At 73.2% G+C, this 25,378-nt stretch carries 26 protein-coding genes and 2 pseudogenes; 21 read left to right on the top strand and 7 right to left on the bottom strand.

The features are described from left to right. Positions 1-125: 125 nt before the first annotated feature. From ACFWMZ_RS26525 to ACFWMZ_RS26515, 3 genes are read right to left on the bottom strand one after another with little or no spacing between them, the layout of a single operon-like run. Positions 126-1,031: a metal ABC transporter permease gene (locus ACFWMZ_RS26525; RefSeq protein ID WP_383184181.1), complete on the bottom strand. Its 906-nt coding sequence runs from the start codon at positions 1,029-1,031 to the stop codon at positions 126-128. Beyond that, a complete protein-coding gene (locus ACFWMZ_RS26520; protein ID WP_383204631.1) occupies positions 1,031-1,855 on the bottom strand; it encodes a metal ABC transporter ATP-binding protein in 825 nt (274 codons plus the stop codon). Before ACFWMZ_RS26520 ends, ACFWMZ_RS26525 begins: the two co-directional genes overlap by 1 nt. A gap of 53 nt (positions 1,856-1,908) precedes the next feature. Next, the gene (locus ACFWMZ_RS26515) at positions 1,909-2,916 is read right to left on the bottom strand and encodes a metal ABC transporter substrate-binding protein (protein WP_383204628.1); all 1,008 of its coding nucleotides are present in this window, start codon (positions 2,914-2,916) and stop codon (positions 1,909-1,911) included. Between the two features lie 314 nt (positions 2,917-3,230). On the opposite strand from ACFWMZ_RS26515, the gene ACFWMZ_RS26510 reads away from it, so the two are divergent. From ACFWMZ_RS26510 to ACFWMZ_RS26440, 15 genes are all read left to right on the top strand, one after another. Continuing rightward, positions 3,231-4,613, top strand: a complete 1,383-nt coding sequence (locus ACFWMZ_RS26510; RefSeq protein WP_003947954.1) for a glycine--tRNA ligase — start codon at positions 3,231-3,233, stop codon at positions 4,611-4,613. Positions 4,614-4,995: 382 nt separating this feature from the next. Then, positions 4,996-5,238 carry a DUF6243 family protein gene (locus tag ACFWMZ_RS26505; protein ID WP_383184183.1) on the top strand — a complete coding sequence of 81 codons (243 nt, stop codon included), beginning with the start codon at positions 4,996-4,998 and terminating at the stop codon, positions 5,236-5,238. 345 nt (positions 5,239-5,583) lie between these two features. Further along, on the top strand, positions 5,584-6,756 hold the full coding sequence (gene dusB / locus ACFWMZ_RS26500; protein WP_383183787.1) for a tRNA dihydrouridine synthase DusB: 1,173 nt from the start codon (positions 5,584-5,586) through the stop codon (positions 6,754-6,756). Positions 6,757-6,922: 166 nt separating this feature from the next. Next, complete coding sequence (locus ACFWMZ_RS26495; RefSeq protein WP_383204625.1) at positions 6,923-7,249, top strand: gas vesicle protein; 327 nt, start codon at positions 6,923-6,925, stop codon at positions 7,247-7,249. A 15-nt stretch (positions 7,250-7,264) separates the two neighbouring features. Next, positions 7,265-7,756, top strand: a complete 492-nt coding sequence (gvpJ, locus tag ACFWMZ_RS26490; RefSeq protein WP_383183783.1) for a gas vesicle protein GvpJ — start codon at positions 7,265-7,267, stop codon at positions 7,754-7,756. Between the two features lie 3 nt (positions 7,757-7,759). Next, positions 7,760-8,518 (top strand): GvpL/GvpF family gas vesicle protein, encoded by a 759-nt coding sequence (locus tag ACFWMZ_RS26485; protein WP_383204623.1) that lies wholly within the window; start codon positions 7,760-7,762, stop codon positions 8,516-8,518. A gap of 1 nt (position 8,519) precedes the next feature. After that, positions 8,520-8,795: a gas vesicle protein GvpG gene (locus ACFWMZ_RS26480; protein ID WP_383183779.1), complete on the top strand. Its 276-nt coding sequence runs from the start codon at positions 8,520-8,522 to the stop codon at positions 8,793-8,795. Continuing rightward, complete coding sequence (locus ACFWMZ_RS26475) at positions 8,795-9,868, top strand: hypothetical protein (RefSeq protein WP_383204620.1); 1,074 nt, start codon at positions 8,795-8,797, stop codon at positions 9,866-9,868. Before ACFWMZ_RS26480 ends, ACFWMZ_RS26475 begins: the two co-directional genes overlap by 1 nt. A 6-nt stretch (positions 9,869-9,874) precedes the next feature. Next, complete coding sequence (locus ACFWMZ_RS26470; protein WP_383204617.1) at positions 9,875-10,882, top strand: SRPBCC family protein; 1,008 nt, start codon at positions 9,875-9,877, stop codon at positions 10,880-10,882. A gap of 5 nt (positions 10,883-10,887) precedes the next feature. Beyond that, the gene (locus ACFWMZ_RS26465) at positions 10,888-11,304 is read left to right on the top strand and encodes a gas vesicle protein (protein WP_383183772.1); all 417 of its coding nucleotides are present in this window, start codon (positions 10,888-10,890) and stop codon (positions 11,302-11,304) included. Continuing rightward, on the top strand, positions 11,301-12,122 hold the full coding sequence (locus ACFWMZ_RS26460) for a GvpL/GvpF family gas vesicle protein (protein WP_383204614.1): 822 nt from the start codon (positions 11,301-11,303) through the stop codon (positions 12,120-12,122). Before ACFWMZ_RS26465 ends, ACFWMZ_RS26460 begins: the two co-directional genes overlap by 4 nt. After that, positions 12,103-12,330 carry a gas vesicle protein gene (locus ACFWMZ_RS26455; RefSeq protein ID WP_100452811.1) on the top strand — a complete coding sequence of 76 codons (228 nt, stop codon included), beginning with the start codon at positions 12,103-12,105 and terminating at the stop codon, positions 12,328-12,330. Before ACFWMZ_RS26460 ends, ACFWMZ_RS26455 begins: the two co-directional genes overlap by 20 nt. Continuing rightward, positions 12,327-12,608 carry a gas vesicle protein K gene (locus tag ACFWMZ_RS26450; protein ID WP_383183768.1) on the top strand — a complete coding sequence of 94 codons (282 nt, stop codon included), beginning with the start codon at positions 12,327-12,329 and terminating at the stop codon, positions 12,606-12,608. Before ACFWMZ_RS26455 ends, ACFWMZ_RS26450 begins: the two co-directional genes overlap by 4 nt. 141 nt (positions 12,609-12,749) lie before the next feature. Next, entirely contained in the window at positions 12,750-12,896 is a 147-nt protein-coding gene (locus tag ACFWMZ_RS26445) for a hypothetical protein (RefSeq protein ID WP_383183766.1), read from the top strand. A 61-nt stretch (positions 12,897-12,957) separates the two neighbouring features. Then, positions 12,958-13,401 carry a PPOX class F420-dependent oxidoreductase gene (locus tag ACFWMZ_RS26440; RefSeq protein ID WP_383204611.1) on the top strand — a complete coding sequence of 148 codons (444 nt, stop codon included), beginning with the start codon at positions 12,958-12,960 and terminating at the stop codon, positions 13,399-13,401. 68 nt (positions 13,402-13,469) lie between these two features. Here ACFWMZ_RS26440 and ACFWMZ_RS26435 read toward each other — a convergent pair. Then, a pseudogene (locus tag ACFWMZ_RS26435) lies at positions 13,470-13,634 on the bottom strand (NADPH-dependent FMN reductase); the annotation flags it as partial. 84 nt (positions 13,635-13,718) lie between these two features. Between ACFWMZ_RS26435 and ACFWMZ_RS26430 the strand changes: the two are divergent. Further along, positions 13,719-13,892: a hypothetical protein gene (locus ACFWMZ_RS26430; RefSeq protein WP_383204608.1), complete on the top strand. Its 174-nt coding sequence runs from the start codon at positions 13,719-13,721 to the stop codon at positions 13,890-13,892. 51 nt (positions 13,893-13,943) lie between these two features. Here ACFWMZ_RS26430 and ACFWMZ_RS26425 read toward each other — a convergent pair whose 3' ends face one another. Beyond that, positions 13,944-15,887: a glycogen debranching N-terminal domain-containing protein gene (locus ACFWMZ_RS26425; RefSeq protein ID WP_383204605.1), complete on the bottom strand. Its 1,944-nt coding sequence runs from the start codon at positions 15,885-15,887 to the stop codon at positions 13,944-13,946. Positions 15,888-15,922: 35 nt separating this feature from the next. Beyond that, positions 15,923-17,545 (bottom strand): hypothetical protein, encoded by a 1,623-nt coding sequence (locus tag ACFWMZ_RS26420; RefSeq protein WP_383204602.1) that lies wholly within the window; start codon positions 17,543-17,545, stop codon positions 15,923-15,925. A 136-nt stretch (positions 17,546-17,681) separates the two neighbouring features. Here ACFWMZ_RS26420 and ACFWMZ_RS26415 point away from each other — a divergent pair, with 136 nt between their 5' ends. The 3 genes from ACFWMZ_RS26415 to ACFWMZ_RS26405 all read left to right on the top strand — a co-directional run bounded on the left by ACFWMZ_RS26415 (position 17,682) and on the right by ACFWMZ_RS26405 (position 23,388). Beyond that, complete coding sequence (locus ACFWMZ_RS26415) at positions 17,682-18,899, top strand: ROK family protein (protein ID WP_383204600.1); 1,218 nt, start codon at positions 17,682-17,684, stop codon at positions 18,897-18,899. Between the two features lie 656 nt (positions 18,900-19,555). Next, the gene (gene ppdK, locus ACFWMZ_RS26410; protein ID WP_383183753.1) at positions 19,556-22,312 is read left to right on the top strand and encodes a pyruvate, phosphate dikinase; all 2,757 of its coding nucleotides are present in this window, start codon (positions 19,556-19,558) and stop codon (positions 22,310-22,312) included. 290 nt (positions 22,313-22,602) lie between these two features. Then, on the top strand, positions 22,603-23,388 hold the full coding sequence (locus ACFWMZ_RS26405) for a sulfite exporter TauE/SafE family protein (RefSeq protein WP_383204597.1): 786 nt from the start codon (positions 22,603-22,605) through the stop codon (positions 23,386-23,388). A gap of 189 nt (positions 23,389-23,577) precedes the next feature. Here the strand turns inward: ACFWMZ_RS26405 and ACFWMZ_RS26400 are convergent, their stop codons facing one another. After that, positions 23,578-24,255: a hypothetical protein gene (locus ACFWMZ_RS26400; RefSeq protein ID WP_383204594.1), complete on the bottom strand. Its 678-nt coding sequence runs from the start codon at positions 24,253-24,255 to the stop codon at positions 23,578-23,580. 310 nt (positions 24,256-24,565) lie between these two features. Between ACFWMZ_RS26400 and cutA the strand changes: the two genes are divergently transcribed. Next, positions 24,566-24,934: a divalent-cation tolerance protein CutA gene (cutA, locus tag ACFWMZ_RS26395; protein ID WP_383183747.1), complete on the top strand. Its 369-nt coding sequence runs from the start codon at positions 24,566-24,568 to the stop codon at positions 24,932-24,934. A gap of 49 nt (positions 24,935-24,983) precedes the next feature. Further along, positions 24,984-25,288, top strand: a pseudogene (locus ACFWMZ_RS26390) (RidA family protein). Positions 25,289-25,378: the final 90 nt, after the last annotated feature.

The following is a 25,378-nucleotide window of genomic DNA, read 5'->3' as shown; positions in this document are numbered from 1 at the left end:
GTACGTGGGACCCGCGGTGCGTGGGGCCGAGTCGGCCGGTGGCTCAGGCGGCGGTGGCGTTGATGGTGACGGGGATGTTGTTGCGGGTGCCCCTTTGGCTCCCGAAGCTCTGGCCTGGACTGGGCCTAGTCGCGGGTCGTCGGGGAAGCCGTGGTGTCGGTCTCCCCCTCGTCCAGGGTGCAGGATGCCACGTCCTCGGGGGAACCCGCTGTTCCGCGGGCGCGGCGGCGGGCGAGAGGAGTGGCGGCCAGGCTGAGGAGCAGGAAGACGACGATGGCCAGGAGGACGATGGCGGCGCCCGAGGGGGCGTCCACGTAGTACGTGGTGACCGTGCCGGCGAGGGAGACGACCACGCCGATGACCATGGCGCCGGCGAGGGTCGCGCCGAACCCCTTGGTCAGGCGCTGGGCCGCGGCCACCGGGATCACCATCATGGCGCTGACCAGCAGCAGGCCGACGATGCGCATGGCGACGGTGACGGTGACGGCGGCGGTCACCGCGATCAACAGGTTGAGCAGGCGGACCGGCAGGCCGGTGACACGGGCGAACTCCTCGTCCTGGCAGACCGCGAAGAGCTGGCGGCGCAGGCCGAGGGTGACGGCGAGGACCAGCACGGCGAGGACGACCACCGCGGTCAGATCCTCCGGCGAGACCGTGGTGATCGAGCCGAAGAGGTACGTGTTGAGGTTGGCGGTGGAGCCGCCCGGCGCCAGGTTGATGATCATGACACCGCCGGCCATGCCGCCGTAGAAGAGCAGGGCCAGGGCCACGTCGCCGCTGGTCCGGCCGCGGGAGCGGATCAGCTCCATGCCGACCGAGCCGAGGACGGCGACCGCGGTGGCCATCCAGACGGGGCTGGTGTTGAGCAGGAAGCCGAGCGCCACGCCGGTCATCGCCACGTGCCCGATGCCGTCGCCCATGATCGCCTGGCGGCGCTGGACCAGGTAGGTGCCGATGGCCGGGGCGGTGAGGCCGACCAGCACTGCGGCGATCAGGGCGCGCTGCATGAAGGCGTAGTCGAAGAGGTCCATCAGTCGAACAGTCCCGTCCGGATCGGATCGGCGTTCTCGGGCGCCGCGTGCGGGTGTACGTGGTCGTGGCCGGGCAGGGCGTGCTGGCCGACGGCCTTCGGCGGCGGCCCGTCGTGGGCCACGCAGCCGTCGCGCAGGACGACGGCGCGGTCGATGAGCGGCTCCAGCGGACCCAGCTCGTGCAGGACCAGCAGGACCGTGGCGCCCTCGGCGACCTGCGCGCGCAGGGTCTCCGCCAGCACCTCCTGGCTGGCCAGGTCCACCCCCGCCATCGGCTCGTCCATGATCAGCAGGTCGGGGGCGCCCGCCAGCGCGCGGGCGATCAGCACCCGCTGGTGCTGGCCGCCGGAGAGGGCGTTGACGGAGTCCTTGGCACGGTCGGCGAGGCCCACGGCCTCCAGCGCGCGGTGGACCGCGTCCCGGTCGGCCTTGCGCAGCGGTCCCAGCCGGGTGCGGGAGAGGCGGCCGGAGGTGACGACCTCGCGCACGGTGGCGGGCACACCCCCGGCCGCGGTGGTGCGTTGCGGGACGTAGCCGAGGCGGGCCCAGTCGCGGAAGCGGCGCAGCGGGGTGCCGAAGAGGCGGACCTCGCCGCGGGTGAGCGGGACCTGGCCGATGGCGGCGCGGACGGCGGTCGACTTGCCGGAGCCGTTGGCGCCGAGCAGGGCGACGACCTCGCCGCGCCCCACCGTGAGGTCGACGCCGCGCAGCACCGGGCGGGCGCCGAGGGTGGCGACCGCGTCGGTCAGGGCGACGACCTGGTCCGCGTCGCCGTCGGGGCCCGTGGGCTCGGGGCGGGGGTTCGGGGAGGCTCCTGCGTTCACCGGGTCCACCGTGCTTCCTTGGGGCCTGCGGGGGTCGCGGGGGGCGGGGAGGGTCACTTGGCGCCGAGCGCCTTCTTCAGGGCGGCGAGGTTGGACTCCATGACCTCCAGGTAGTCGTCGCCCTTCGACTTCTCCGTGATGCCCTCCAGCGGGTCCAGCACGCCGGTGCGCAGCCCGGTGTCCTCGGCGAGGACCTTGGCGGTGCGGTCGCTGGCCAGGGTCTCGAAGAAGACGGTGGACACGTGCTCCTCGGCGGCGATCTTCTGGAGTTCCTTCATCCGCGCCGGGCTGGGCTCGGACTCCGGGTCGACACCGGCAATGCTCTCCTGATCCAGCCCGTACCGCTCGGCGAGGTAGCCGAAGGCGGCGTGGGTGGTGATGAAGGTCTTGGAGTCGGTGTTCTTCAGGCCCTCGCGGTACTCCTTGTCGAGGCCCTTCAGCTTGCCGGTGAGCGCCTCGGTGTTCTTCCGGTAGTCGGCGGCGTTGTCCGGGTCGGCCTTCTGCAGGGCCGCGCCGACGCCGTCGGCGATCTCCGCGTACTTGACCGGGTCGAGCCAGACGTGCGGGTCGAGGCCGGAGTCGCCGTGGTCGTGCCCGTCGCCCTCCTCCTCGCCGTGGTCGTGCCCGTCGCCCTCGCCGTGGTCGTGGTCGTGCCCGTCGCCGCTGGAGGAGCTGTGCGTCTCCAGCGTGGTGAGTTCCGCGGCGTCCACGGTGTTCTGGACGCCCGCCTGGTCGACGGCCTTGTCCACGCCGGGCTGGAGGTCGCGCAGGTAGAGCAGGACGTCGGCCTCGCTCATCGCGCCGGTCTGTCGGGGGGTGATGTCCAGGTCGTGGGGCTCGACGCCGGGACCGGTCAGGGTGGTGACGTCCACGTGGTCGCCGCCGATCTGCTCGGCGAGGAACTCCAGCGGGTAGAACGAGGCGGTCACGGCGAGCTTGCCGTCCCCGCTCCCGCCCGAGTCCGAGCCGCCGCAGGCCGACAGGACGCCCAGCGAGAGGGCGGCGGCGGAGGCGGTGAGGGCGATGCGGGTCGACCGATTCCGGCCACGACATATGTTCATGACACTCATTTTCAACAAAGGTGGAAACGATTGTCAAAAAAACCTTTCACCGCCACTCGTGATGCGCCACTCGGGGGGTTCCGACGGTGTGGCGGGGAGGGCGTCGACGGCATGTCCGCCCCGGCCCCTCCGTCCCACTCGTCCCGTTAGCGTCCTCGGCCGACCGCCCGCAATGCCCCGATCCGGCCGCCCGCGCTCCGGCGGATTTGATCCCGGGGGTGCGGGCGCCGGTAATCTGAGGTATTCGCCGGGCCGCGGCCGGCCGTGAGCCCCGGCGGACCCACCAACCGCTTCGTCGTAATGAAGAGAGCACCGTGGCCGCCGACAAGATCGACAGCATCGTCAGCCTGAGCAAGCGCCGTGGCTTCGTCTACCCGAGCAGCGAGATCTACGGTGGCCAGCGCGCCGCCTGGGACTACGGACCGCTGGGCGTCGAGCTCAAGGAGAACATCAAGCGCCAGTGGTGGCGCTACATGGTCACCTCCCGTGACGAGGTCGTCGGTCTCGACTCCTCGGTGATCCTCGCCTCCGAGGTGTGGGTCGCCTCCGGTCACGTCGCCACGTTCAGCGACCCGCTGACCGAGTGCACCTCCTGCCACAAGCGCTTCCGCGCGGACCACCTGGAGGAGGCCTACGAGGCGAAGCACGGCCGCCTCCCCGAGAACGGCCTGGCCGACATCAACTGCCCGCACTGCGGCAACAAGGGCCAGTTCACCGAGCCCAAGGAGTTCTCGGGCCTGCTCTCCACCCACCTCGGCCCCACGCAGGACTCCGGCTCCATCGCCTACCTGCGCCCCGAGACCGCCCAGGGCATCTTCACCAACTTCGCCCAGGTGCAGCAGACCTCGCGCCGCAAGCCCCCGTTCGGCATCGCCCAGATGGGCAAGTCCTTCCGCAACGAGATCACGCCCGGCAACTTCATCTTCCGCACCCGCGAGTTCGAGCAGATGGAGATGGAGTTCTTCGTCAAGCCGGGCGAGGACGAGCAGTGGCAGGAGTACTGGATGGAGCAGCGCTGGAACTGGTACACCGGTCTCGGCCTGCGCGAGGAGAACATGCGGTGGTTCGAGCACCCGAAGGAGAAGCTCTCCCACTACTCCAAGCGCACCGCCGACATCGAGTACCGCTTCCAGTTCGGCGGCTCGGAGTGGGGTGAGCTGGAGGGCGTCGCCAACCGCACGGACTACGACCTCTCCGCCCACGCCAAGGCGTCCGGCCAGGACCTCTCCTTCTTCGACCAGGAGGCCGGCGAGCGCTGGACCCCCTACGTCATCGAGCCCGCGGCGGGCGTCGGCCGCGCCATGCTGGCCTTCATGCTCGACGCGTACATCGAGGACGAGGCGCCCAACGCCAAGGGCAAGCTGGAGAAGCGCACCGTCATGCGGTTCGACCCGCGCCTGGCCCCGGTCAAGGCCGCCGTGCTGCCGCTCTCGCGTAACCCCGAGCTCTCCCCGAAGGCCAAGGGCCTGGCGGCGGCGCTGCGCCAGCACTGGAACATCGAGTTCGACGACGCCGGCGCCATCGGCCGCCGTTACCGCCGCCAGGACGAGATCGGCACGCCGTTCTGCGTCACCGTCGACTTCGACACCCTCGACGACAACGCGGTGACCGTCCGCGAGCGCGACACCATGAAGCAGGAGCGGGTCTCCCTCGACCAGATCGAGGGCTACCTGGCCGCCCGCCTCGTCGGCTGCTGACCCACCCGGCCGCGCCGCCCGCCCGGCGGCCCCGGCCGGCCCGGACGCCCCCGGACTCCCTCGCGGAACCGGGGGCGTCCGGCTGTCCGGGACCCGTCACCGGGTGTCGGCCGCACCCGGCCCGGGAAAATGCGTCGCCGACCCCCTGCGGGTACCGGTAGCCTCATCCGCATGTTCTCGATGACGCCCATCTACGAGTGAGAGCGGGCGGGCCGCGTCGCCCGTCCCCCACATCGTCATTCCCCTTCACCGCGCCGCGTCCGTCACGCGCCCGGGCCGCCTTCCGGCCCCGCCGTGCCACGGCGTGGAGGGTCGCGTACGCGTGTCGCCTGCCGTCATGACGCATCGCGGTGTCATCCAGAGCCCAGAAACGGAGATCCCCGTGGCCAAGAGCCGCAACAACCTGCTCGGCGTCGGCGGTCAGCGCAACAAGCTGCCCCGCAACGGACGCCCCGCCACCGCCCCCGGCGGTCCGGCGGACAACCGCCCCGCCGCTCTCGACCAGAAGCAGGAGCTCCTGCGCAAGATGCGCGAGCGCACCGCCCTGGCGGGCACCGCCGACACCCCCGCCGCCCCCGAGGACGCGCAGGCCGAGGCGTCCCAGGAGGCAGGCGACAAGGCCTGACCTGCGACAGCCCAACTCGACGGGCCCGTGTCCCGCCCCCTTGCCGGGGCAGGCCGCGGGCCCGCCGCATGTCCGCCACATGCCCGCCTCCCGGCCACCGGCGGACCACCCCGCCCACCCCGACAAGCCAGCTTCGGGAGCCAAAGGGGCGCGTCGTTGTCGAGACACCCGTCGCGCGCAGGGAGCGAAGCGGACGAGCACGTCGGGTGTCTCGACAACGACATGTGGCGCCCCGGCGGCGAGCGAAGCTCCAAAAAGAAGGTGTGCACGTCGGGTGTCTCGACAACGACATGTGGCGCCCCGGCGGCGAGCGAAGCTCCAAGAAACCAGTGCGAGAATGGGGGGATGTCCGCGTCATCCCCCGCCCCCGCCCCGCATCCCGCGCCCGTCGCCCCCTCGCTGGCCATCGGGCCGCATATCGTGTCGCCGCCTGTGGTGCTGGCGCCGATGGCGGGGATCACCAACGCGCCGTTCCGCACCCTGTGCCGGGAGTTCTCCGGAGGCAAGGGGTTGTTCGTCAGCGAGATGATCACCACGCGGGCGCTGGTGGAGCGCAACGAGAAGACGATGCAGCTGATCCAGTTCGGGGAGTCGGAGCGGCCTCGCTCGATCCAGTTGTACGGCGTCGACCCGGCCACCGTCGGCAAGGCGGTCCGGATGATCGTGGACGAGGACCTCGCCGACCACATCGACCTCAACTTCGGCTGCCCGGTGCCGAAGGTCACCCGCAAGGGCGGCGGCTCGGCGCTGCCGTACAAGCGGAACCTGCTTCGGGCCATCCTGCGCGAGGCGGTGTCGGGCGCCGGGGAGCTGCCGGTGACGATCAAGATGCGCAAGGGCATCGACGACGACCACACCACCTATCTCGACGCCGGGCGGATCGCCGTCGAGGAGGGCGTCACGGCGGTCGCCCTGCACGGCCGTACCGCCGCCCAGCACTACAGCGGCACCGCCGACTGGGACGCCATCGCCCGGCTGAAGGAGCACGTCACCGAGATCCCGGTGCTGGGCAACGGCGACATCTGGTCGGCCGCGGACGCCGTCCGCATGATGGCCGAGACCGGCTGCGACGGCGTCGTGGTCGGCCGCGGCTGCCTCGGCCGGCCGTGGCTCTTCGGGGACCTGGTCGCGGCCTTCGAGGGGACGGGCGCCCCGGCCGCGCCGACGCTTCGCGAGGTGGCCGACGCCATGGTGCGCCACGCGGGGCTGCTGGGGGAGTGGATCGGTGACGAGGCGCGCGGCGTGATCGACTTCCGCAAGCACGTCGCCTGGTACCTGAAGGGCTTCTCGGTCGGCTCGGACCTGCGCCGCAGCCTCGCGGTGACCTCCTCCCTCGCCGAACTCCGGGAGCAGCTCGACACCCTCCACCTCGATCAGCCCTGGCCCGCCGGGGCCGACGGCCCGCGCGGCCGCACCTCCGGCCGGGACCGCGTGGTGCTGCCCGACGGCTGGCTGAACGACCCCTGGGACTGCGCCGGTGTGGCGCCGGACGCCGAACTGGACACCTCCGGCGGCTGATTCCCCGCCGCCGGGCCGCCCCGGCACCTACGACGGACCCCGTGTGACCGCTCAGGTCGCCCGGGGTCCTTCTGCGTCACGGGCGGTGCCCGTGCGGTGACTGCGGCCGTCCCCGTTCGGCGCATCAGTGAAGGCGGCGTGTCGGCGTGCTGCCGAGACTGGGGCCATGGCAGAGCAACGCACCAAGCCCGCCAGGAAATCCACCGTGTCCAAAGGCTCCCGCGGGGAGCCGGTGCGCGGTGCGCGGGGCGCGGCCGAGAAGGCCTGCAAGAGCCTCGCCGACCTCATCGGCCACCGCACCGAGGGTGTCTCGGCCGTCCGCAAGGCCGAGGAGCACTCCGGCTGGCGCGTCGACGTCGACGTGCTGGAGGTGCCCAGGATCCCCGACACCACCAGTCTGCTCGCCACCTACGAGGTCGAACTGGACGGCGACGGGGAGCTCCTGGAGTACCGCCGGGTACGCCGCTACCGGCGGGGCGCCGCCGACACCTGAGAAAGCTGGTCAGCCATGACGACCCCTGCGATATACCGCGACGACATCGTCTGCGCTCCGCGCGCCGGCACGCTCTACGACACTCTGGAACTCATCCTCGACCGCGGCATGGTCATCGATGTGTTCATCCGGGTCTCCCTCGTCGGTATCGAGATCCTCAAGATCGACGCCCGCATCTGTGTGGCCAGCGTCGACACGTACCTCCGCTTCGCCGAGGCCTGCAACCGCCTCGACCTGGAGAACGACACCCGCAGCCGGACCGTCCCCGAGATGTTCGGCGGCGGTGGCGCGGCCGGTGCCCTCGGCAAGGCCGGTGCCAAGCGAGCCGCCAGTTCGGTGGGCGACAAGGTCAAGGGCGCCCTCGGCATGGACGACTCCGACGACGAGGAGGCCGAGGAGGAAGAGGCCAAGGAGACCAGGCCCCGCAAGAAGCGCTCTCCGTCCTCGTCGTCCTCGTCGTCTTCCTCGTCCTCCGACCGCCCCCGCCGCCGCCCGGCCAGGAGCTGACCCATGAGCCTGTACGTCTACGGAGTCGTGGGCCCCGGCCATCCGGGCCCGCCCGCCGGCCGCACCGGCGTCGGCGCCTCCCCCGTCCGGCTGCTCGGCGCCGGGAAAGGCGCCCCGGCCGCGGTGGTGGGGGACGCCCCGGACGGGCTGCGCGCCCGGCGCCGCGATCTCACCGCCCACCAGGGACTGCTGACCGCGCTCGCCGCCGACGGGCCGGTGCTGCCGATGCGGTTCGGGGTGGTGCTGCCCGACGAGGCGGCCCTCCTCGACCAGCTCGCCAGCCGCCGCCCGGCCCACGAGCGGGCGCTGGAGCGGGTCGCGGACCGCGTCGAGATGAACGTCAAGGCGCAGCCCGCGCAGGGCGAGGCCGCCCTCGCCCGTCTGCTCGCCGAGGACCAGGGGCTGCGCGCGCTGCGCGACCGCGGCCTGCGCCGCCCCGGTTACGAGGCGAGTGTGCGGCTCGGCCAGGCGGTGTCGGACGCGCTGGAGCGGCGGGCCCGGCTCGCCGCCGAACGGGTCCGCCGGGCCTTGGCCCCGCTCGCCGCGGAGATGTGCGACGGCCCCGAGGTCGAGGGGTGCGTCCTCAACGTCTCGGTGCTGCTCGCCCAGGACGCCGAGGCCGCCTTCCGCGCCGAGGTCGACCGCCTCGCCGCCGAACTGGCCGGCCGGGCGGAGCTGCTGCTCACCGGCCCGCTGCCCTGCTACAGCTTCGTCCCGGCGGAGGCCCCCACCTCCCCGGCGCCGAAGCGGGCGGCGGTCTGAGATGGGGCTCATCACCGGCCTGCTCACCCTGCCGCTCGCCCCCGTCCGCGGGGTCGCCTGGATCGCCGACCGGCTGGAGGAGACGGCCGAGCGCGAGACCTCCGACCCGGCCGTGCTCCGCGCCCAGTTGGCCGCCCTCAACCGCGCGCTGGACGAGGGCGAGATCGACCAGGAGCGCTTCGAGCGTGAGGAGGACCGCCTGCTGGACCTGTTGGAGGGCCGCCCGCCGGGCACCGGCCCCGCCCACCCCGTACCCCCACCCCCGGGAAGTCACTGATGAACGAGACGAACAAAGTGGCCATCGCCACCGCGATCGCCGCCGGGTACGCCCTCGGTCGTACCCGTAAGGCGAAGCTGGCCTTGACCGTCGGTACCTATCTGGCGGGGCGCCGGTTCAAGCTCAGCCCTCAGGAGCTGATGAACGAGGGGGTCAACCGGCTTCGGGAGACCCCGCAGTTCAACGCCCTCAGCGAGCAGGTCCGCGGCGACCTGCTGACGGCGGGCCGTAGCGCCCTCACCGCCGCGGCGGACCGGCGCTTCGACTCGCTCGCCGACACCCTCCGCGAGCGCACCTCCCTGCTGAGCTCTCCCAAGCCGGAGGGCGACGAGGACGAGGACCAGGACGAGGAGGAGCCGACGGGCGAGGCGGAGGAGGGGGAGGGCGAGGAGCCCGAATCCGACGAGCCCTCGGCCGAGGACGAGGACGAGGAGGACGACGAGGACGACGGCGAAGAGGAGGACGAGGACGACGGCGAAGAGGAGGACGAGGACGGGGGAGAGGCGTCGGCCGAGGACGAGGACGACGAGGACGACGAGCCCGCGGCCGAGGACGACGAGGACGAAGAAGACGACGAGCCCGCGGCCGAGGACGACGAGGACGAAGACGAGGACAACGAGGACGACGAGGACGACGGGCCTGAGGACGACGAGGACGACGAGCCCGAGGACGAGCCGGAGCCCGCCCCCCGTCGCCGCGAGCCCGCCGCCAAGAAGTCCGCCCCGTCGAAGAGGTCCGCGCCTTCGAAGAAGTCGGCCCCGTCCAAGAAGTCCGCTGCTCGGAAGCCCGAGGTGAAGAAGCCGGCCCAGAAGGCTCCGGCGAAGAAGGCCCCTGCCAAGAAGTCGGCGTCCGACAAGGCCCCGGCGAAGAAGGCGCCTGCCAAGAAGTCGGCGTCCGACAAGGCCCCGGCGAAGAAGGCGCCCGCCAAGAAGTCCGCGGCGAAGAAGGCCCCGGCGAAGAAGACGGCGAAGAAGGCCCCGGCCAAGAAGTCCACCGCGAAGAAGTCGGCGGCGAAGACGGCCCAGACGCGTAAGTCCGCGTCGCGCTCGTCGCGCTCCGGGCGAGGGAGGTGACGGCAGATGGCCGCGCAGAAGAAGGATGACGAGGAGCAGGGTTCGGCGTTCAGCCGCCTCCGCGACGAGGCCAAGTCGCACCTGAGCGCCCGCGCTCAGAGCCTCGCCGACAAGGCGGGCGAGAAGGTCACCGAACTGACCGGCAAACTCACCGAGTCCGTCGAGGGGCCGACCGGCAAGGCCGGCAAGCGCGTCATGGAGGGCGAGTCGCCGGTCAAGGCGATGGCCTCGGAGAAGGCCAAGGACGTGAAGGACAAGGCCGTCGGCAAGGTGAAGGAGGCCTTCGGCGGCGGCACCGGTTCCTCCGGCGACACCAAGGTCACCAACATCGTCGAGACGGTCGACATCCCGGTGCCGCTGCGGACGGTCTACGACCACTGGGCGCAGTTCGAGGACTTCAGCTCGTTCATGAAGGGCGTCAAGTCGGTCACCCGGAACGAGGAGACCGAGAGCGACTGGAAGGCCAAGGTCTTCCTCTCCGAGCGGAGCTGGAAGGCCACCATCCAGGAGCAGGTCCCCGACGACCGGATCGTCTGGACCTCCGAGGGTTCCAAGGGCAGCACGGCGGGCGCCGTCACCTTTCACGAACTGGCGCCCAACCTCACCCGCGTCGTGGCGATCGTCGAGTACTACCCGGCGGGCTTCTTCGAGAAGACGGGCAACCTCTGGCGGGCCCAGGGCCGCCGACTCCGCCTGGACCTGAAGCACTTCGCCCGCCACGTCACCCTCGCCCCGGACGAGGACATCGAGGGCTGGCGCGGCGAGATCCGCGACGGCGAGGTCGTCCGCAGCCACGAGGACGCGATGGAGGAAGAGGAGTCCGAGGGCCAGGAGGCGGAGGACCAGGACTCCGGGGACCAGGAGTCCGGGGACCAGGAGTACGAGGACGAGGACGGCGAGGAGGAAGAAGAGGGCGAGTACGACGAGGACGAGGACGACGAGGACGAGGACGACGAGGACGAGGACGGCGAGTACGACGAGGAAGAGGAAGACGACGAGGACGAGGAGGAGTGAGCACCATGAGCCAACTCCAGAGTTGGGAGCGGGCCGAGGCCCTGCCCCACAACGGCCCCTCCTCGGGCAACCTCGCCGACATCCTCGAACGCGTCCTCGACAAGGGCATCGTCATCGCCGGCGACATCAAGATCGACCTGCTCGACATCGAACTGCTCACCATCCGGCTCCGGTTGTTCGTCTCCTCGGTCGACACCGCCAGGAAGGCGGGCATCGACTGGTGGGAGACGGACCCGGCGCTCTCCTCCCGCGCCAAACGCGACGCCCTCATGGAGGAGAACGCCTGGCTGCGCGGCCGCCTCCAGGAGCTGGAGCCCAGCGAGCAGGACGAGGACGGCACGGCGGAACCGACGACGGAGCGGCAGACGGGGCGGCACAGCGCCCGGTCCGGCTCCCCGAGGGAGAGGACGGCCCCCGCATGACCTACGCGACGTACGTCTACGCCGTCCGCCGGACCGGCGGCCCCGAGATCCACAGCCCCGGCCACGACGGGGGCGGGCCGGTGCGGTTGCTGCCGCTCGGGTCGCTGACCGCCGTCGTGCAGGACGTGCCCGCCGCCGACTTCACCGAGGAGGCGCTGCGGGAGCGGTTCACCGACCACGCCGACCTGGAGCGGTGCGCCCGCACCCACCACCGGGTGGTCAGCGCCGCCGCGGCGGGCGCCGCCACCGTGCCGCTGCCGCTCGCCACCCTCTACGCCAACGACGTGCGCACCAAGGTCGTCCTGGAGGAGCACGCCGAGCGGCTCAGCGAGGCCCTGCACCGGGTCGCCGGGCACGTCGAGTGGGCGGTGAAGGTGCACCGGGACGGCACGCTGCCGCTCGCGGAGCCGGATCCCGCGGGGAGCGCCCAGGCGGTTCCGGCGCGAAACGAGCCCGTCTCCGGGCGGGAGTACCTGGCGCGGGTCCGCGAGCGCCGCGCCGGCCGGGAACGGCAGCAGGAGAGCGCCCTGGACGCCGTCGACCTGGTCGACCGGGTGGTGCGGACCGTCGCCGTGGCCGCCGTACGCCGGCCCCTGCACGGGGTGGAGCTGACCGGGCGGGAGCGGCCGCAGGTGATGAACGGGGCGTATCTGGTGCCCCGGGACGACGAGCGGCTGCTCGCCGTCGCCCTGGACAGCCTGCGGGGGGACCCCCGGCTGACCGGCTTCGCCATCGAGGCGTCGGGGCCGTGGGTGCCGTACTCCTTCGCCTCGTTCGCGCTGACGGAGGAGGCGGGTCGTGACGGCGCCCCCGCGTGAGGTGGTCTCCTGGGAGCACGTGGAGGCGCCGGTCGGGGTGCCGCTGGTCGACCTGCTCGACCGGGTGCTGGCCACCGGGGTGGTGATCAGCGGGGATCTGGTGATCGCCATCGCCGACGTGCCGCTCATCCGGCTCTCGCTGCACGCCCTGCTCTCCTCGGTCAACGAACGCGTGCCCGCCCCCTGGGCCGACGGGGGGCCGCTGTGAACGACGCCCGGCTCGACATCGACCCGGAGCAGGCCGGGCGCGACCTGGCCGCGCTGGTGCTGACCGTGGTCGAACTCCTCCGCCAGCTCATGGAGCGCCAGGCGCTGCGCCGGGTCGACCTCGGCGACCTCAGCGACGGCCAGGAGGAGACCATCGGCACCACCCTGATGCTCCTCGACCAGCGGATGGACGAGCTCTGCGCCCACCACGGCCTGCGCCGCGAGGACCTCAATCTCGATCTCGGCCCGCTCGGCACCCTGCTGCCGGACGGGCCGTGAGCGGCCGGGGGTTATCCGGTGGTTGCGCCGTGGACGGGAGGAGACGGCCCTGCACCACGCCTTCTTCGACCGGGGTACGACGCGCACCGGCGCTTCCTGCGCGAGGCCCCCGGCCGGCTCAACCCCGGCGGGCGGGTGCTCTTGGGGTTCAGCAGCATCGGCAACGTCGAGCTGCCGCGTGGACTGGCGGCCGAATCAGGCCAGAAGCTCACCCTGCTCCGCAGTCAAGGCCCGGATTCGGGCACCGTGGTGATCGGGTTTCAGATGTGGGAGCTCACCCGGGAGTGACGTCCCCCACAATCGACGGGTCAGGCCCCACCGCACCACCGAACCGACCAAAGGACCGCACGTGCCCCAGAACGACGACGCCCGCAGCCGCACCCTCTCCCTCCTGGACGGCCACAGCCGCGGTGTGCTGGTCACCCTGAAGAAGGACGGCCGCCCGCAACTGTCGAACGTCGACTTCGCCTACGACCCGGAGAAGGGCGTCATCCGCTTCTCCACCACCGACGGCCGCGCCAAGGTCCGCAACCTGCGCCGCGACCCGCGCGTCAGCCTCCACGTCACCACCGCCGACGGCGGCGCGTACGCGGTGTACGAGGGGACCGCCACCCTCTCCGCCGTGGCGGCCGCCCCCGACGACGAGGCGGTGGAGGAACTGGTCGACGTCTACCGCGCCGTCCAGGGGGAGCACCCCGACTGGGACGAGTACCGCGCGGTCATGGTCGAGGACGGCCGCCTGGTGGTCCGCTTCGCCATCGACCACAGCTACGGCTGGGTCCCCGGCGCCTGACCCGTACCCCTCTCCGGCGGGGCGCACCGGCGCCCCGCCCCGCACCCTGCCCCACCTCCGCGGTGCCGCTTGTACTGCCACTCGAAGTAGAGGTGGTCGATGGCGTTCTTCAGGGCCGCGTTGATGCCGTAGTTGTACTCGGGGGCGACGAAGACGAAGGCGTCGGCGGCGTCGACCGAGGCGCTCCAGTCCTTGGCGGCGGGCCGGCTCGGCCTGCACCGTGGCCGCGCTGGTCAGGCTGGCGATGCCGACCGCCGCCATCCAACTCGCCGTCTTCCGACCGGGAGCTGACCCGGGCCAACGCGCTGGCCAACTCCATGATGGGGGCGGGCAACTTCGCCGGGCCCTCGATCGGCGTGGCGCTCGCCGTCACCGGCAGCGCGCCGGTCGTCTGGTTCGGGCTCGGGCTGTGCTGCACCCTCATCACGGTCGCCGTCGGGCTGCTGGCGCGCCGGCGCGCGGCGGCGGCTCCGGCCCCCGCGGCCGTCTGACCCGGGTGGGCGGGCCCGCGGCTCGCGCCGCGCGCCCGCCCACCCGGTCCGTCACACCCCGCCGACCGCCGTCAGCAGCGCCAGGGGCGTCGCCGCCGCCCTCGACTCCCGCACGCTGGCGTACGGGTGCGGCACCGGCGCCGGGGAGTCCGCCCGGTCGTATCCGGCGGCCACCGTCGGCAGCCCGCCCCCGGTCAGCGCGGCCGCCTGGGCGAAGGCGGTCGCCACCCGGCGGGCCTCGTCGTGCAGCCCGTACCGGGCGAGCCCCAGCGCGACCAGCGCGTTGTCGTGCGGCCAGACCGCGCCCCGGTGGTAGCCGAGCGGATGGTAGGCGGGCTGGCCCGCGGCCAGGGTGCGCACCCCCCAGCCGGAGAAGAAGTCCGGTTCCAGCAGGCGGCGGCCGACCGCCGCGCCGTACTCCTTGTCGAGCAGCCCGGACCAGAGCAGGTGCCCGGCGTCGGAGGCGAGCGCGTCGAGCGGGTGACCCTCCGCGTCGAGGGCGAGCGCCGGGAAGCCCTGCGGCTCCAGCCAGAAGTCCCGCTGGAAGCGGTCCCGCAGATCGGCCGCGGCCTGGTCGCAGAGGTCCGCGTGGACCAGGTCCCCCCAGACACCGCGGGCCAGTTGGGCGGTGCGGCGCAGCGCGTCGTACGCGTACCCCTGGGCACCCGCCGGGGTGACGGCGCCCCCCGGACGGGAGCCGTCGGCGCGGCACAGGGCGCCGGGCGAGTCCTTCCAGTGGTGGTGGGCGTGGCCGCCCTCGTCGGCGCGGTGCAGCAGGTAGCCGCGGGTGGCGAGCCCGCCGTGGTCCAGCATCCAGCCGACCGCCGCCCGCGCCTGCGGCTCCAGCCGCCGGGCCAGGGAGTGGTCCCCGGTCTGCTCGGTGTACGCGCCGAGCAGCACCAGGAAGAGCGGGGTGGCGTCGACCGAGCCGTAGTACCGCCCGTACGGGACCTGGCCGAAGTGGGCCAGTTCGCCGTGGCGCACCTCGTGCACGATCCGGCCCGGCTGCGCCGCCGGGTCCGCCGGGTCCTGCTCGCCCAAGGCCTGCGTCGCGGCCAGCGCCAGCAGGGTGGCCGCCGCCGGGGCCGACCGGTACGGCAGCAGGAAGAGTGAGGTCAGCAGGGCGTCGCGGCCGAAGAGAGCGGCGTACCAGGGGACCCCGGCGCCGGGCACCAGCAGCGCCTCGCCGTCCGGGCCCGCCGCCTCGACCTGGAGCAGCGCCAGATCGGTGAGGCCCCGGTCGGCGGCGGCCGCCAGCGCGGGCTCGGAGGCGGGCAGCCGCACCCCGGCGCGGTACTCCTCGACGGTCCGGGCCCGCCGGGCGACCGCGTCGGCGACGGTGGCGGGGGCGGTCCGGGGCGCGGGCGCGTCGCCCGGGCGGGCCTGGACGCGCAGCGTCAGCACCGCCTCCCCGGCCGCGTCGGGGGCGAGCGTCCAGACCAGGCGGCGGGCGCCGGTCCCGGTCTCCTCCACCGCGTCGGGGACCGGGTCGGCGGTGATCCGCGTCCGGGCCGACCAGCCGCCGCGCCGGTAGCCGAACTCCACACCGTCGGGCAGCACTTCGCGGGTCCGCTGGAGCGCGGCCTTGACGTAGGTGCGGTGGTCGGAGCGGAGCTCGAAGAGGTCGGCGAAGTCCGCGTCGACGGTCAGCGCGATGGTGAGCGGCGCGGCCGTCGCGGTGTTCCGCACCACCCGCAACTGGTCGACGAGGCTCCCGTCACTCACCGCCTGCTCCCGGAAGACGGTGTACGCGGGCGGTTCGCCCGGACCCGACCGGGGCGCCAGCACACACCGCAGCGTCCCCTCACCCGACGCCGGGACCAGCACGTCGGGCCCGGCCCCGTCGAGCGCCAGCTGCCAGCGGCTGAGGTGCCGCGCGTCCCGTACGAACAGTCCCTGCGGAACGGCCCCCCGGCCGCCCAGTGCCTCCCCCTCGTCCCCGAGCGCGGCGAACGCGCCCCCGTGCACCAGCAGATGATGGTCTCGCTCGGTCATGGCATGGCCCTCCCTTGGCCCCGTGCCGACAAGTCTCAGACGCGGACCCCGGCCGCCCGCCGGTCCGCCCCCCGGCCCGCGTGTCCCGCCGCTGTCCGCACCACGGCGGCCGGTTCGCGGACCGGCTCCTCGCTCAGCAGGTCCACGCAGAGCGCCGCCGTCCAGCTGAAGTCCCGCGTCCCGCAGCTCTCCTTGGTGTACGGGTCGACGTACTCGGCGAAGCCGGAGGCGGCGGCGGTCTCCACCAGGGCCGCCCGCAGCCCGGCCGCCAGGCCCCGCTCGCCGTGCAGCCGCAGGCCGCGCTCCAGCAGCCAGTTGGTGTTGAACCAGGCAGGGCCCCGCCAGTAGCGGCGCGGGTCGAAGACCGGGCCGAGCAGGTCGTAGCTGGGGACCAGTTCGACGGGACCGCCGAGGCCGAAGTGCGGGCCGCGCGCGGTGTGCACCAGCGCGTCCACCACGTGCGGCGGCAGACCGGGCAGCAGCAGCGGGACGAGCCCGCCGACCGCCCGCTCGGGGACGGGCGCGCCCTCGGCCCCGGCCCGCAGGTCGCGGCAGAGGAAGAGGCCCGCGTCGGCGTCCCAGAGCCGCGTCACCAGCGTCGCGGTCAGCCGCTCGGCACGGGCGAGGCGCTCGGGCTCCGACTCGCCCAGTTCGGCGGCGATCTCGGCGAGGGCCCGTTCGGAGGCGATCAGCAGGGCGTTGAAGGCGGGGTCCTCCACGGCGAACTCCGGGCCGCCGCCACCGTCGCGCGGGGCGCGGTCCGCGTAGCCGCCGTCGCGGTAGCGGACCGCCAGCCGGACGTACCGCCCGTAGTCCAGGTCGGTCGGGCGGTCGGTCACGGTGCCGTGGTCGAGGTCGGCGCGGCGGAAGGAGCGGGCCGGGGCGGGGGCGACGCGGGCCAGCGGGCCGTCCCAGCAGGGGCTGTTGTCCATGCCCTGCTCCCAGGGGTGGACCACCGAGGCGAGCCCGGCGCCGCCGAGGTCGCGGCGCTCCACCAGGTAGCGGTGCCAGGCGGCGAGCTTCGGCCGCATCCGGGCGAGGAAGCCGCGGGCCCGGGAGAGCCCCGGGTCGGCCTGGTGGACCAGGAGAACGGCGAGCGCGTGCACCGGCGGCTGGACGATCCCGGAGGTCTCCACCGCCTCGGGGGCACCCGCCGGGCGGCCGTCGGTGGAGGAGCGCCAGAACTCGGGGCCGGGGAAGTAGGCGCCGGCCGGGACGTCCGGGTTGAAGACGATGTGCGGCACCCGGCCGTCGCCCCACTGGGCCGCCAGCAGCGTCTCCAGCTCGATCTGGGCACGCAGCGGCGAGAGGTGACGCAGCCCGATGGCGATGAAGGCCGAGTCCCAGGACCACTGGTGCGGGTAGAGCCCGCGGGAGGGGACGGTGGAGGTGCCGGTCCAGTTGGTGTGCAGCACACGGGCGGCGGCCGAGCGGAGCCGCGGGGCCGCCTCGGGCGCCGAGGACGGCGGGACGAGGGAGAACGACCCGGGGACCACGGACGTGACGGACGTGACGGAGGAGGCGCCGGGTGCCGTGCCGGGGGAGTCCGGGGGCACGGGGGCGACCACGGTCACGTCAAGATCGGATGCCATCGTAGGCACGCGCTCCGCTTCGGGCACGGCGGTCTCGGCGGCCGGGTCGGCGGCGGTGCGGTCCACGCGGTCTCTCCCCTGGGGGGTCGTACGGACGCACCACTGCTCCCGTCGTGCGGCAGTGGGTACCGTAGGGTTACGTCTATTTAACACGCAAAACTCACTGTGTAATGCACAGTTGATGAGCGCAAGGGGGTAGGGCATGTCCAATGCGGCCGGAAGGGCCGGTTCCCGGGCCGGTGCGGGGGAGCTGCTCGCCCTCGTCCGGAGCGGCCGGGCCACCACGCGCGGCGCGCTTCAGCAGGTCACCGGCCTCTCCCGGGCGACGGTCGGCCACCGCCTCGACCGGCTCTTCCGCGCGGGGTGGCTGCGGGAGGGCCCGGCCGATCCCGGCGCCTCGCCGCTCGGCGGACGCCCGTCCGTGCGCCTGGAGTTCGACGACAGCCACGGCGTGGTCCTCGCCGCCGACCTGGAGACCCGGCACGCCCGCGCCGCCGTCCTCAGCCTCGGCGGGGAACTCCTCGCCGAGCACACCGGGCCCCTCGGCATCGCCGACGGACCCGGCCCGGTCCTCGACACCCTCGGCCGCTGGTTCGCCGCGCTGCTCGTCCAGGCGCGGCGCCCCGCCGAGGCCGTCTGTGGGATTGGTCTCGCCGTGCCCGGCCCCGTCGACCACGCCACCGGGCGGGTGGTGCAGCCGCCGATCATGCCGGGCTGGGACGGGCTGCCCCTGCCGGAACTCCTCGGCGACGCCTTCCGCCGCCACTGCGGCGCCGCACCCCCGCCGGTCCTGGTCGACAACGACGCCAACCTCATGGCCTACGGCGAGCAGCGCCACGCCCACCGCGACTGCTCCGCCTTCGCCCTGGTGAAGGTCTCCACCGGGATCGGCGCCGGGGTCGTCGTGGACGGCGGTGTCTTCCGGGGTGTCGACGGCGGCGCGGGCGACATCGGCCACATCCGGGTCCCCGCGGGGGAGGACGCCCGGTGCACCTGCGGGGCCCACGGCTGCCTCGCCGCCCTCGCCAGCGGGCGGGCGCTCGCCGCACGGCTCACCGAGGCCGGGGTGCCGGCCGCCTCCGGCTCGGACGTCCGCGAACTCCTCGCCGCCGGGCACCCGGAGGCGTCCCGGCTGGCCCGCGAGGCGGGCCGCCACGTCGGCGAGGTCCTCGCCACCGTCGTCACCCTGCTCAACCCCGGCGTCCTGATGATCGCGGGCGACCTGGCGGGCACGGCGTTCCTCACCGGCGTCCGCGAACTCCTCTACCAGCGCGCCCTGCCCCGCTCCACGGCCGGCCTGGAGGTCGTCACCTCCCGGCTGGGGGAGCGGGCGGCGGTGCTCGGCGCCGGGGCGCTCGTGGTGGAGCACGTCTTCGCCCCCGACCGCGTGGAGGAGCGCCTCGCGGCGCTGGCCCTCTGAAAGCGGCCTCAAGGCCGGACGGGACCGTGTCCTCAAGCGCCGACGGTCTCCTCAAGGCCGGACAGGCCGGCAATCAGCCCGTCCGGCCTTGAGCACGAGGGAGCCCCGGCCGGCGCTTGAGGACACCCGTCGGTGCCGCTCATCCGAGCCGCACCTCCGCCGTCCAAGGCACCCGCCGCCTGATTGGCGCAAACCCGCACCCTCGCCCAACTAGCCACGCGGCACCCGGTGCCGAGAGTGCCGTTATGCGGTGCGAAGTGTTCGCCTGTGGTGCGGAACCGTTCCACATGGTGACCGCGGGCCCCCGGAGAGGGCGTGATTCTCGCCACCCCTGATCAGCCCCTCGCTCAGATGAGCGCGAATGCGCGGCCTGCACTTGTCAAAGGGTGGCACTGGGTGCCAGTGCTCGATCATTTTTTAGCCGAAGGTCAGTGTGGCCGAGCGTGACGGTACCGCCCCTGGGGGCTCACGTTCCGCTTTCTTGTGTTCGATTCTTGTAAGCGGAACCTCGTTTCGCCCCTCCCTGCGATCACTTTAGATCTGCTGGCAGACGGGTGGCGGCAGCCCCACGACGCGCAAGTGGACGTACCGAGGAGCCTTCGATCTGGGTATGTTCCTCGCCGTCAGGGCAGCCAGTCCGCGAGGAGTCGAATCCCGTGTCGGAATCGAAGAACACAGAACCCGCCGTAGCGAACGCCGGTGCCGAGCAGGCGCAGACGCAGAAGTTCGTCTACGACTTCACCGAGGGCAACCGCGACCTCAAGGACCTCCTCGGCGGCAAGGGGGCCAACCTCGCCGAGATGACCAATCTGGGTCTGCCCGTCCCCCCGGGCTTCACCATCACCACCGAGGCGTGCAAGACGTACCTCGACAGCGGTGACGAGCCCAAGGAGCTCCGCGACGAGGTGAGTGCGCACCTCGACGCCCTGGAGCGGACCATGGGCAAGAAGCTCGGCCAGGCCGACGACCCGCTGCTGGTCTCGGTGCGCTCCGGCGCCAAGTTCTCGATGCCGGGCATGATGGACACCGTCCTCAACATCGGCCTCTCCGACAAGTCCGTGAAGGGCCTCGCCGCGCAGTCCGGCGACGAGCGCTTCGCCTGGGACTCGTACCGGCGCCTCATCCAGATGTTCGGCAAGACCGTCCTCGACGTCGACGGCGACCTCTTCGAAGAGGCCCTGGAGGACGCGAAGAGGGCCAAGAAGGTCACGGTCGACACCGACCTGGAGGCGGCCGAGCTGAAGAAGCTCGTCACCAGGTTCAAGAAGATCGTCAGGACCGAGGCCGGACGCGACTTCCCGCAGGACCCGCGCGAGCAGATGGACCTGGCCATAAAGGCGGTCTTCGACTCGTGGAACGGCGACCGCGCCAAGCTCTACCGTCGCCAGGAGCGCATCCCGCACGACCTGGGCACCGCGGTCAACATCTGCTCCATGGTCTTCGGCAACCTCGGCCCCGACTCCGGCACCGGCGTCGCCTTCACCCGCGACCCCGCCAGCGGCCACCAGGGCGTCTACGGCGACTACCTGCAGAACGCGCAGGGCGAGGACGTCGTGGCCGGCATCCGCAACACCGTGCCGCTCGCCGAGCTGGAGTCGATCGACAAGAAGTCGTACGACCAGCTCATGGAGATCATGGAGACGCTGGAGACCCACTACAAGGATCTCTGCGACATCGAGTTCACCATCGAGCGCGGCCAGCTCTGGATGCTGCAGACCCGCGTCGGCAAGCGCACCGCCGGTGCCGCCTTCCGCATCGCCACCCAACTCGTCGACCAGGGCCTCATCGGCGAGGCCGAGGCGCTCCGGCGGGTCAACGGCGCCCAGCTCGCCCAGCTGATGTTCCCCCGCTTCGACGAGACCACCTCCGTCGACACCATCGGCCGGGGCATCGCCGCCTCACCCGGCGCCGCCGTCGGCAGGGCCGTCTTCGACTCGTACACCGCCATCAAGTGGTCGCGCTCCGGCGAGAAGGTCATCCTGATCCGCCGGGAGACCAACCCGGACGACCTGGACGGCATGATCGCCGCCGAGGGCATCCTCACCTCGCGCGGCGGCAAGACCTCGCACGCCGCCGTGGTCGCCCGCGGCATGGGCAAGACCTGTGTCTGCGGCGCCGAGGACCTGGAGGTCGACACCAAGCAGCGCCGGATGACCGCCCCCGGCGGCCTCGTCGTCGAGGAGGGCGACGTCGTCTCCATCGACGGCTCCAGCGGCAAGGTGTACCTCGGCGAGGTGCCCGTCGTGCCCTCCCCGGTGGTGGAGTACTTCGAGGGCCGTATGCACGCCGGCGCCGACGACGCCGACGAACTGGTCGCCGCCGTCCACCGGATCATGGCCTACGCCGACCGCGTCCGCCGCCTGCGGGTGCGCGCCAACGCCGACAACGCCGAGGACGCGCTGCGCGCCCGCCGCTTCGGCGCCCAGGGCATCGGCCTGTGCCGCACCGAGCACATGTTCCTCGGCGAGCGCCGCGAGATGGTCGAGAAGCTGATCCTCGCCGACACCGACGCCGAGCGGGAGACCGCGCTGGAGCAGCTGCTGCCGCTCCAGAAGAAGGACTTCGTGGAGCTCTTCGAGGCGATGGACGGCCTGCCCGTCACCGTCCGCCTCCTCGACCCGCCGCTCCACGAGTTCCTGCCCGACATCACCGAGCTGTCGGTCCGCGTCGCCCTCGCCGAGTCCCGCCAGGACGCCAACGAGAACGACCTGCGCCTGCTCCAGGCCGTTCACCGGCTGCACGAGCAGAACCCGATGCTCGGCCTGCGCGGCGTCCGCCTCGGCCTGGTCATCCCCGGCCTGTTCACCATGCAGGTCCGCGCCATCGCCGAGGCCGCCGCCGAGCGGAAGAAGGCCAACGGCGACCCGCGCGCCGAGATCATGATCCCGCTGGTCGGCACCGTCCAGGAGCTGGAGCTGGTCCGCGACGACGCCGAGCAGGTCCTCGCCGAGGTGCAGAGGGAGACCGGCGCCGACCTGAAGCTGGCGCTCGGCACCATGATCGAGCTGCCCCGCGCCGCGCTGACGGCCGGTCAGATCGCCGAGGCCGCCGAGTTCTTCTCCTTCGGCACCAACGACCTCACCCAGACCGTCTGGGGCTTCTCCCGGGACGACGTGGAGGCCAGCTTCTTCACCGCCTACCTGGAGAAGGGCATCTTCGGGGTCTCGCCGTTCGAGACGATCGACAAGGACGGCGTCGGCAAGCTCGTCCGCGACGCCGTCGAGGCCGGGCGTGCCACCCGCCCCGACCTGAAGCTCGGCGTCTGCGGTGAGCACGGCGGCGACCCGGAGTCGGTCCACTTCTTCCACGAGGTCGGGCTCGACTACGTCTCCTGCTCGCCGTTCCGCATCCCGGTCGCCCGCCTGGAGGCCGGCCGCGCCTCGGCTGCCTCGAAGGGCAGCGACAGCCGCTGACCAGACCCCCGGAGCCGCCCGCACGCCACCGCTGACCCTCACCGGCGTGCACGGCGGAAGGCTCCGGTTCCACCGGGGGCCGGGCCCGGCGCCACCTTTGTGCGGGGGCGCGCCGGACCCGGTCCGGCGACAGCGCCCCTGGGACCCGCTTCACGAGGGCGGGACCCAGGGGCGCTGCGGTGTCCCCGGCTCCGAGAGGGACACGCCGCCGCGCCGGACCGGACCGTGCCGGCGTCTCGCCCGGCGGGCGCCCGGCGGAGGTCGTGCCGCTCCCCGATAGGGTCATGCTCATGCCTGACATAGCCCTGACCAGCATCATCCTGCTCTGCGTGGCCGCGCTGGCCGCCGGCTGGATCGACGCGGTGGTCGGCGGCGGTGGGCTGCTCCTGCTGCCCGCGCTGCTCCTGGGGCTCCCCGCCAACACCCCCGCCGCCTTCGCCCTCGGCACCAACAAGGCCGTCGCCATCGTCGGTACCACCGGCGCCGCCGTCACCTACGTACGCCGCGCCCCCGTCGACGTCCGCACCGCCGTCCGGATCGGGCTGGCCGCGCTGGCCGGTTCGACGGGCGGCGCCTTCTTCGCGGCGGGGATGAGCACCGAGTTGCTCAAACCGGTGATCATGGTGGTGCTGCTCACGGTCGCCGCCTTCGTCATCCTGAAGCCCGCCTTCGGCACCACCGCGCCGCCGCCGGGCCCGGTCTCCCGGCGCCGCACCTTCGCCGCGATCGGCCTCGCTGGGCTCGGCATCGGCTTCTACGACGGGCTGATCGGCCCCGGCACCGGTACCTTCCTGGTGCTGGCGCTGACCGCCGTTCTCCACCTGGACCTCGTCACCGCCTCCGCCACCGCGAAGATCGTCAACTGCTGCACCAACGCCGGGGCGCTCGCCATGTTCGCCTGGCAGGGCACCGTCCTGTGGCAGCTCGCCGCGCTGATGGCCGTCTTCAACCTCGCCGGCGGCACCATCGGCGCCCGGACCGCCCTCAAGCGAGGCAGCGGCTTCGTCCGCGTCGTCCTGCTGGTCGTCGTCCTCGCGCTGGTCGCCAACATGGCGTACGAGCAGTGGCTGGCCTGACCCCGCGACCCGGCCCTGTCGGCGCCGCTCAGCCCACCCCGCGTGCCAGCAGCCACAGCCCCAGGCAGAAGAAGAACCCGGTCGCGGCTGCGACGGCCAGGCTGACCGCCCTGTGCCGCGACAGCCCCGGCCCCGTACCCGTGCGGTCCGCCGGGGGAGCGGACCCGTCAGGACGCCGGGCGGGCCCGGTCAGAGCCCGCCTCCGCGGGTGTGCCGGTGCAACAGCCAGGTACCGCCCGCCGCCGCCAGCCCCAGCGCCGCCACCCCGGCCGTGACCTGTACGGGATCGGTGCCGAGGGCCGAGCCGACACCCGCCACGGAACCCTGCGTCACCTTCCCCGGGTCGCCCGGGCCCCCCGCCGCGTCCGCCCGCTCGCCCTCGGGCCCCGACCGGCCCTCGGCGCCGGGCTCGTCGGGCCGCTCACCCGGCAGCAACGCGTCCTGGCCGGCCCGGGCGTCGGCCCGGTCGGAGCCCAGCGAGGCGAGCGTGACCACCAGGTCCGCCGCCACCACCTCGCCCTGCGGGCATCGCGCCACGATCTCGTACGTCCCCGGGACCGCCGAGCGCGGCACCCGGAACAGGCCCCGCGCGTCCTCCTCGTCCGCGCCCGGCACCAGGGTGAACCGTCCGGCGCCGACCGCGCCCGCGTCTCCCGTGATGGTGCCGCCGCCCTGGCCCTCCTCCGCGCGGCACGCACTGGTGACCAGGCTGACCGCAGCGCCGGGCGCCACCTGCCGGGGCTCGACGGCCGCCCGCCCGTCGTCCCCCGCGTCGGCGTACGCGGCCGGGGCGGCGGACAGGGCGAGACCGGCACCGAGGGCGGCGGCCGCTCGGCCCGTACCGGTCAGCAGACGGGCAGTACGCATGGTGCTCCTTAGTGAAAGGCGACAGCGGCACACGCGTGCCGCCGGGGCGCGTCCCCGCTACCGAGGTAAAGCGCCCCCGCCGCCCGCCGCCTGTCGGACGCGTCGTCAGAGGCCGCCTCCGCCAGGGCCGCCTGACACCGCGCCAACCTCGTCGGCGCAGGTCGCAGCAGGTGTACCCGGGACCGCCCGCCGTCTATGTCGCCGCGCCGGTGAACGGGTGACCCGCACCCCCGACCGGCCCAAGCCCGCACCTACGCCCCGCGCGGCGCATACGGTGTCCGCGACACGCAGCCCCAGGAAGGGAACCGAGATGACCGCCCCGCACGAGACCCCGGCCCCGCCCGCGATCGTCGTCGTCACCACCGTCGACACCCCCGACCGGGCCGAGACCCTCGCCGCCAAAGCCGTCGAGGCCCGCCTCGCGGCCTGCGTCCAGATCGTCGGCCCGGTGACCTCGGTCTACCGCTGGCAGGGCGCCGTCGAGAACGCCCGCGAATGGCAGCTCCACCTCAAGACCGCCGAGTGGCGCTACCCCGCCTTGGAGGAGTGGCTGCTGACCCACCACGACTACGACACCCCGGAGATCCTCGCCACCCCCGTCACCGGCGGCAGCGCGGCCTATCTCCGCTGGATCGCCGAGGAGACGGCACCGGAACCGGGCGCCCCGGCCGGCCCCTGACACCCGGCGCCTGGTGCGACCCGCCGCGCCCGCGCGAAAGACCCGCCACATGAGCCCGCACCTCACCCGCCTCGCCCCCGGCACCCTGCACCCCACGCCCGGCAACCACCACGTCACGGCGGTGGAGGCGGGCCGCACCGCCCGCCTCGCCGGTCAGTGCCCGCTCGACCGCGACGGACGCCTCGTCGGCGCCGACTCGCTCGACGCCCGGACCGGCCAGGCGGTGGCCAACGCCCTCACCGCCCTGGCCGCGGCCTTCACCAGCGCAACGACCCTCCTGGGCTCGCCCAACTGGGCCATCCCGGCCAGCTCGTGGAGATCGACCTGACGGCCGTCCTGCCGGACGCCCGCTAGGCCCTGTCCGGCGGATCTTCGTGGGCCTGCGACGCCTGGCACGCACTCTCGCCGTACGCCCGAATCACCCGAGTACGTCCAGTACGAGGG

Origin of the sequence: Streptomyces sp. NPDC058373, assembly GCF_042723275.1 — a bacterium.
GTDB lineage: Bacteria > Actinomycetota > Actinomycetes > Streptomycetales > Streptomycetaceae > Streptomyces.
Note: the sequence above shows the minus strand (reverse complement) of the source record. Positions and strands in the feature narration are given on the sequence as shown.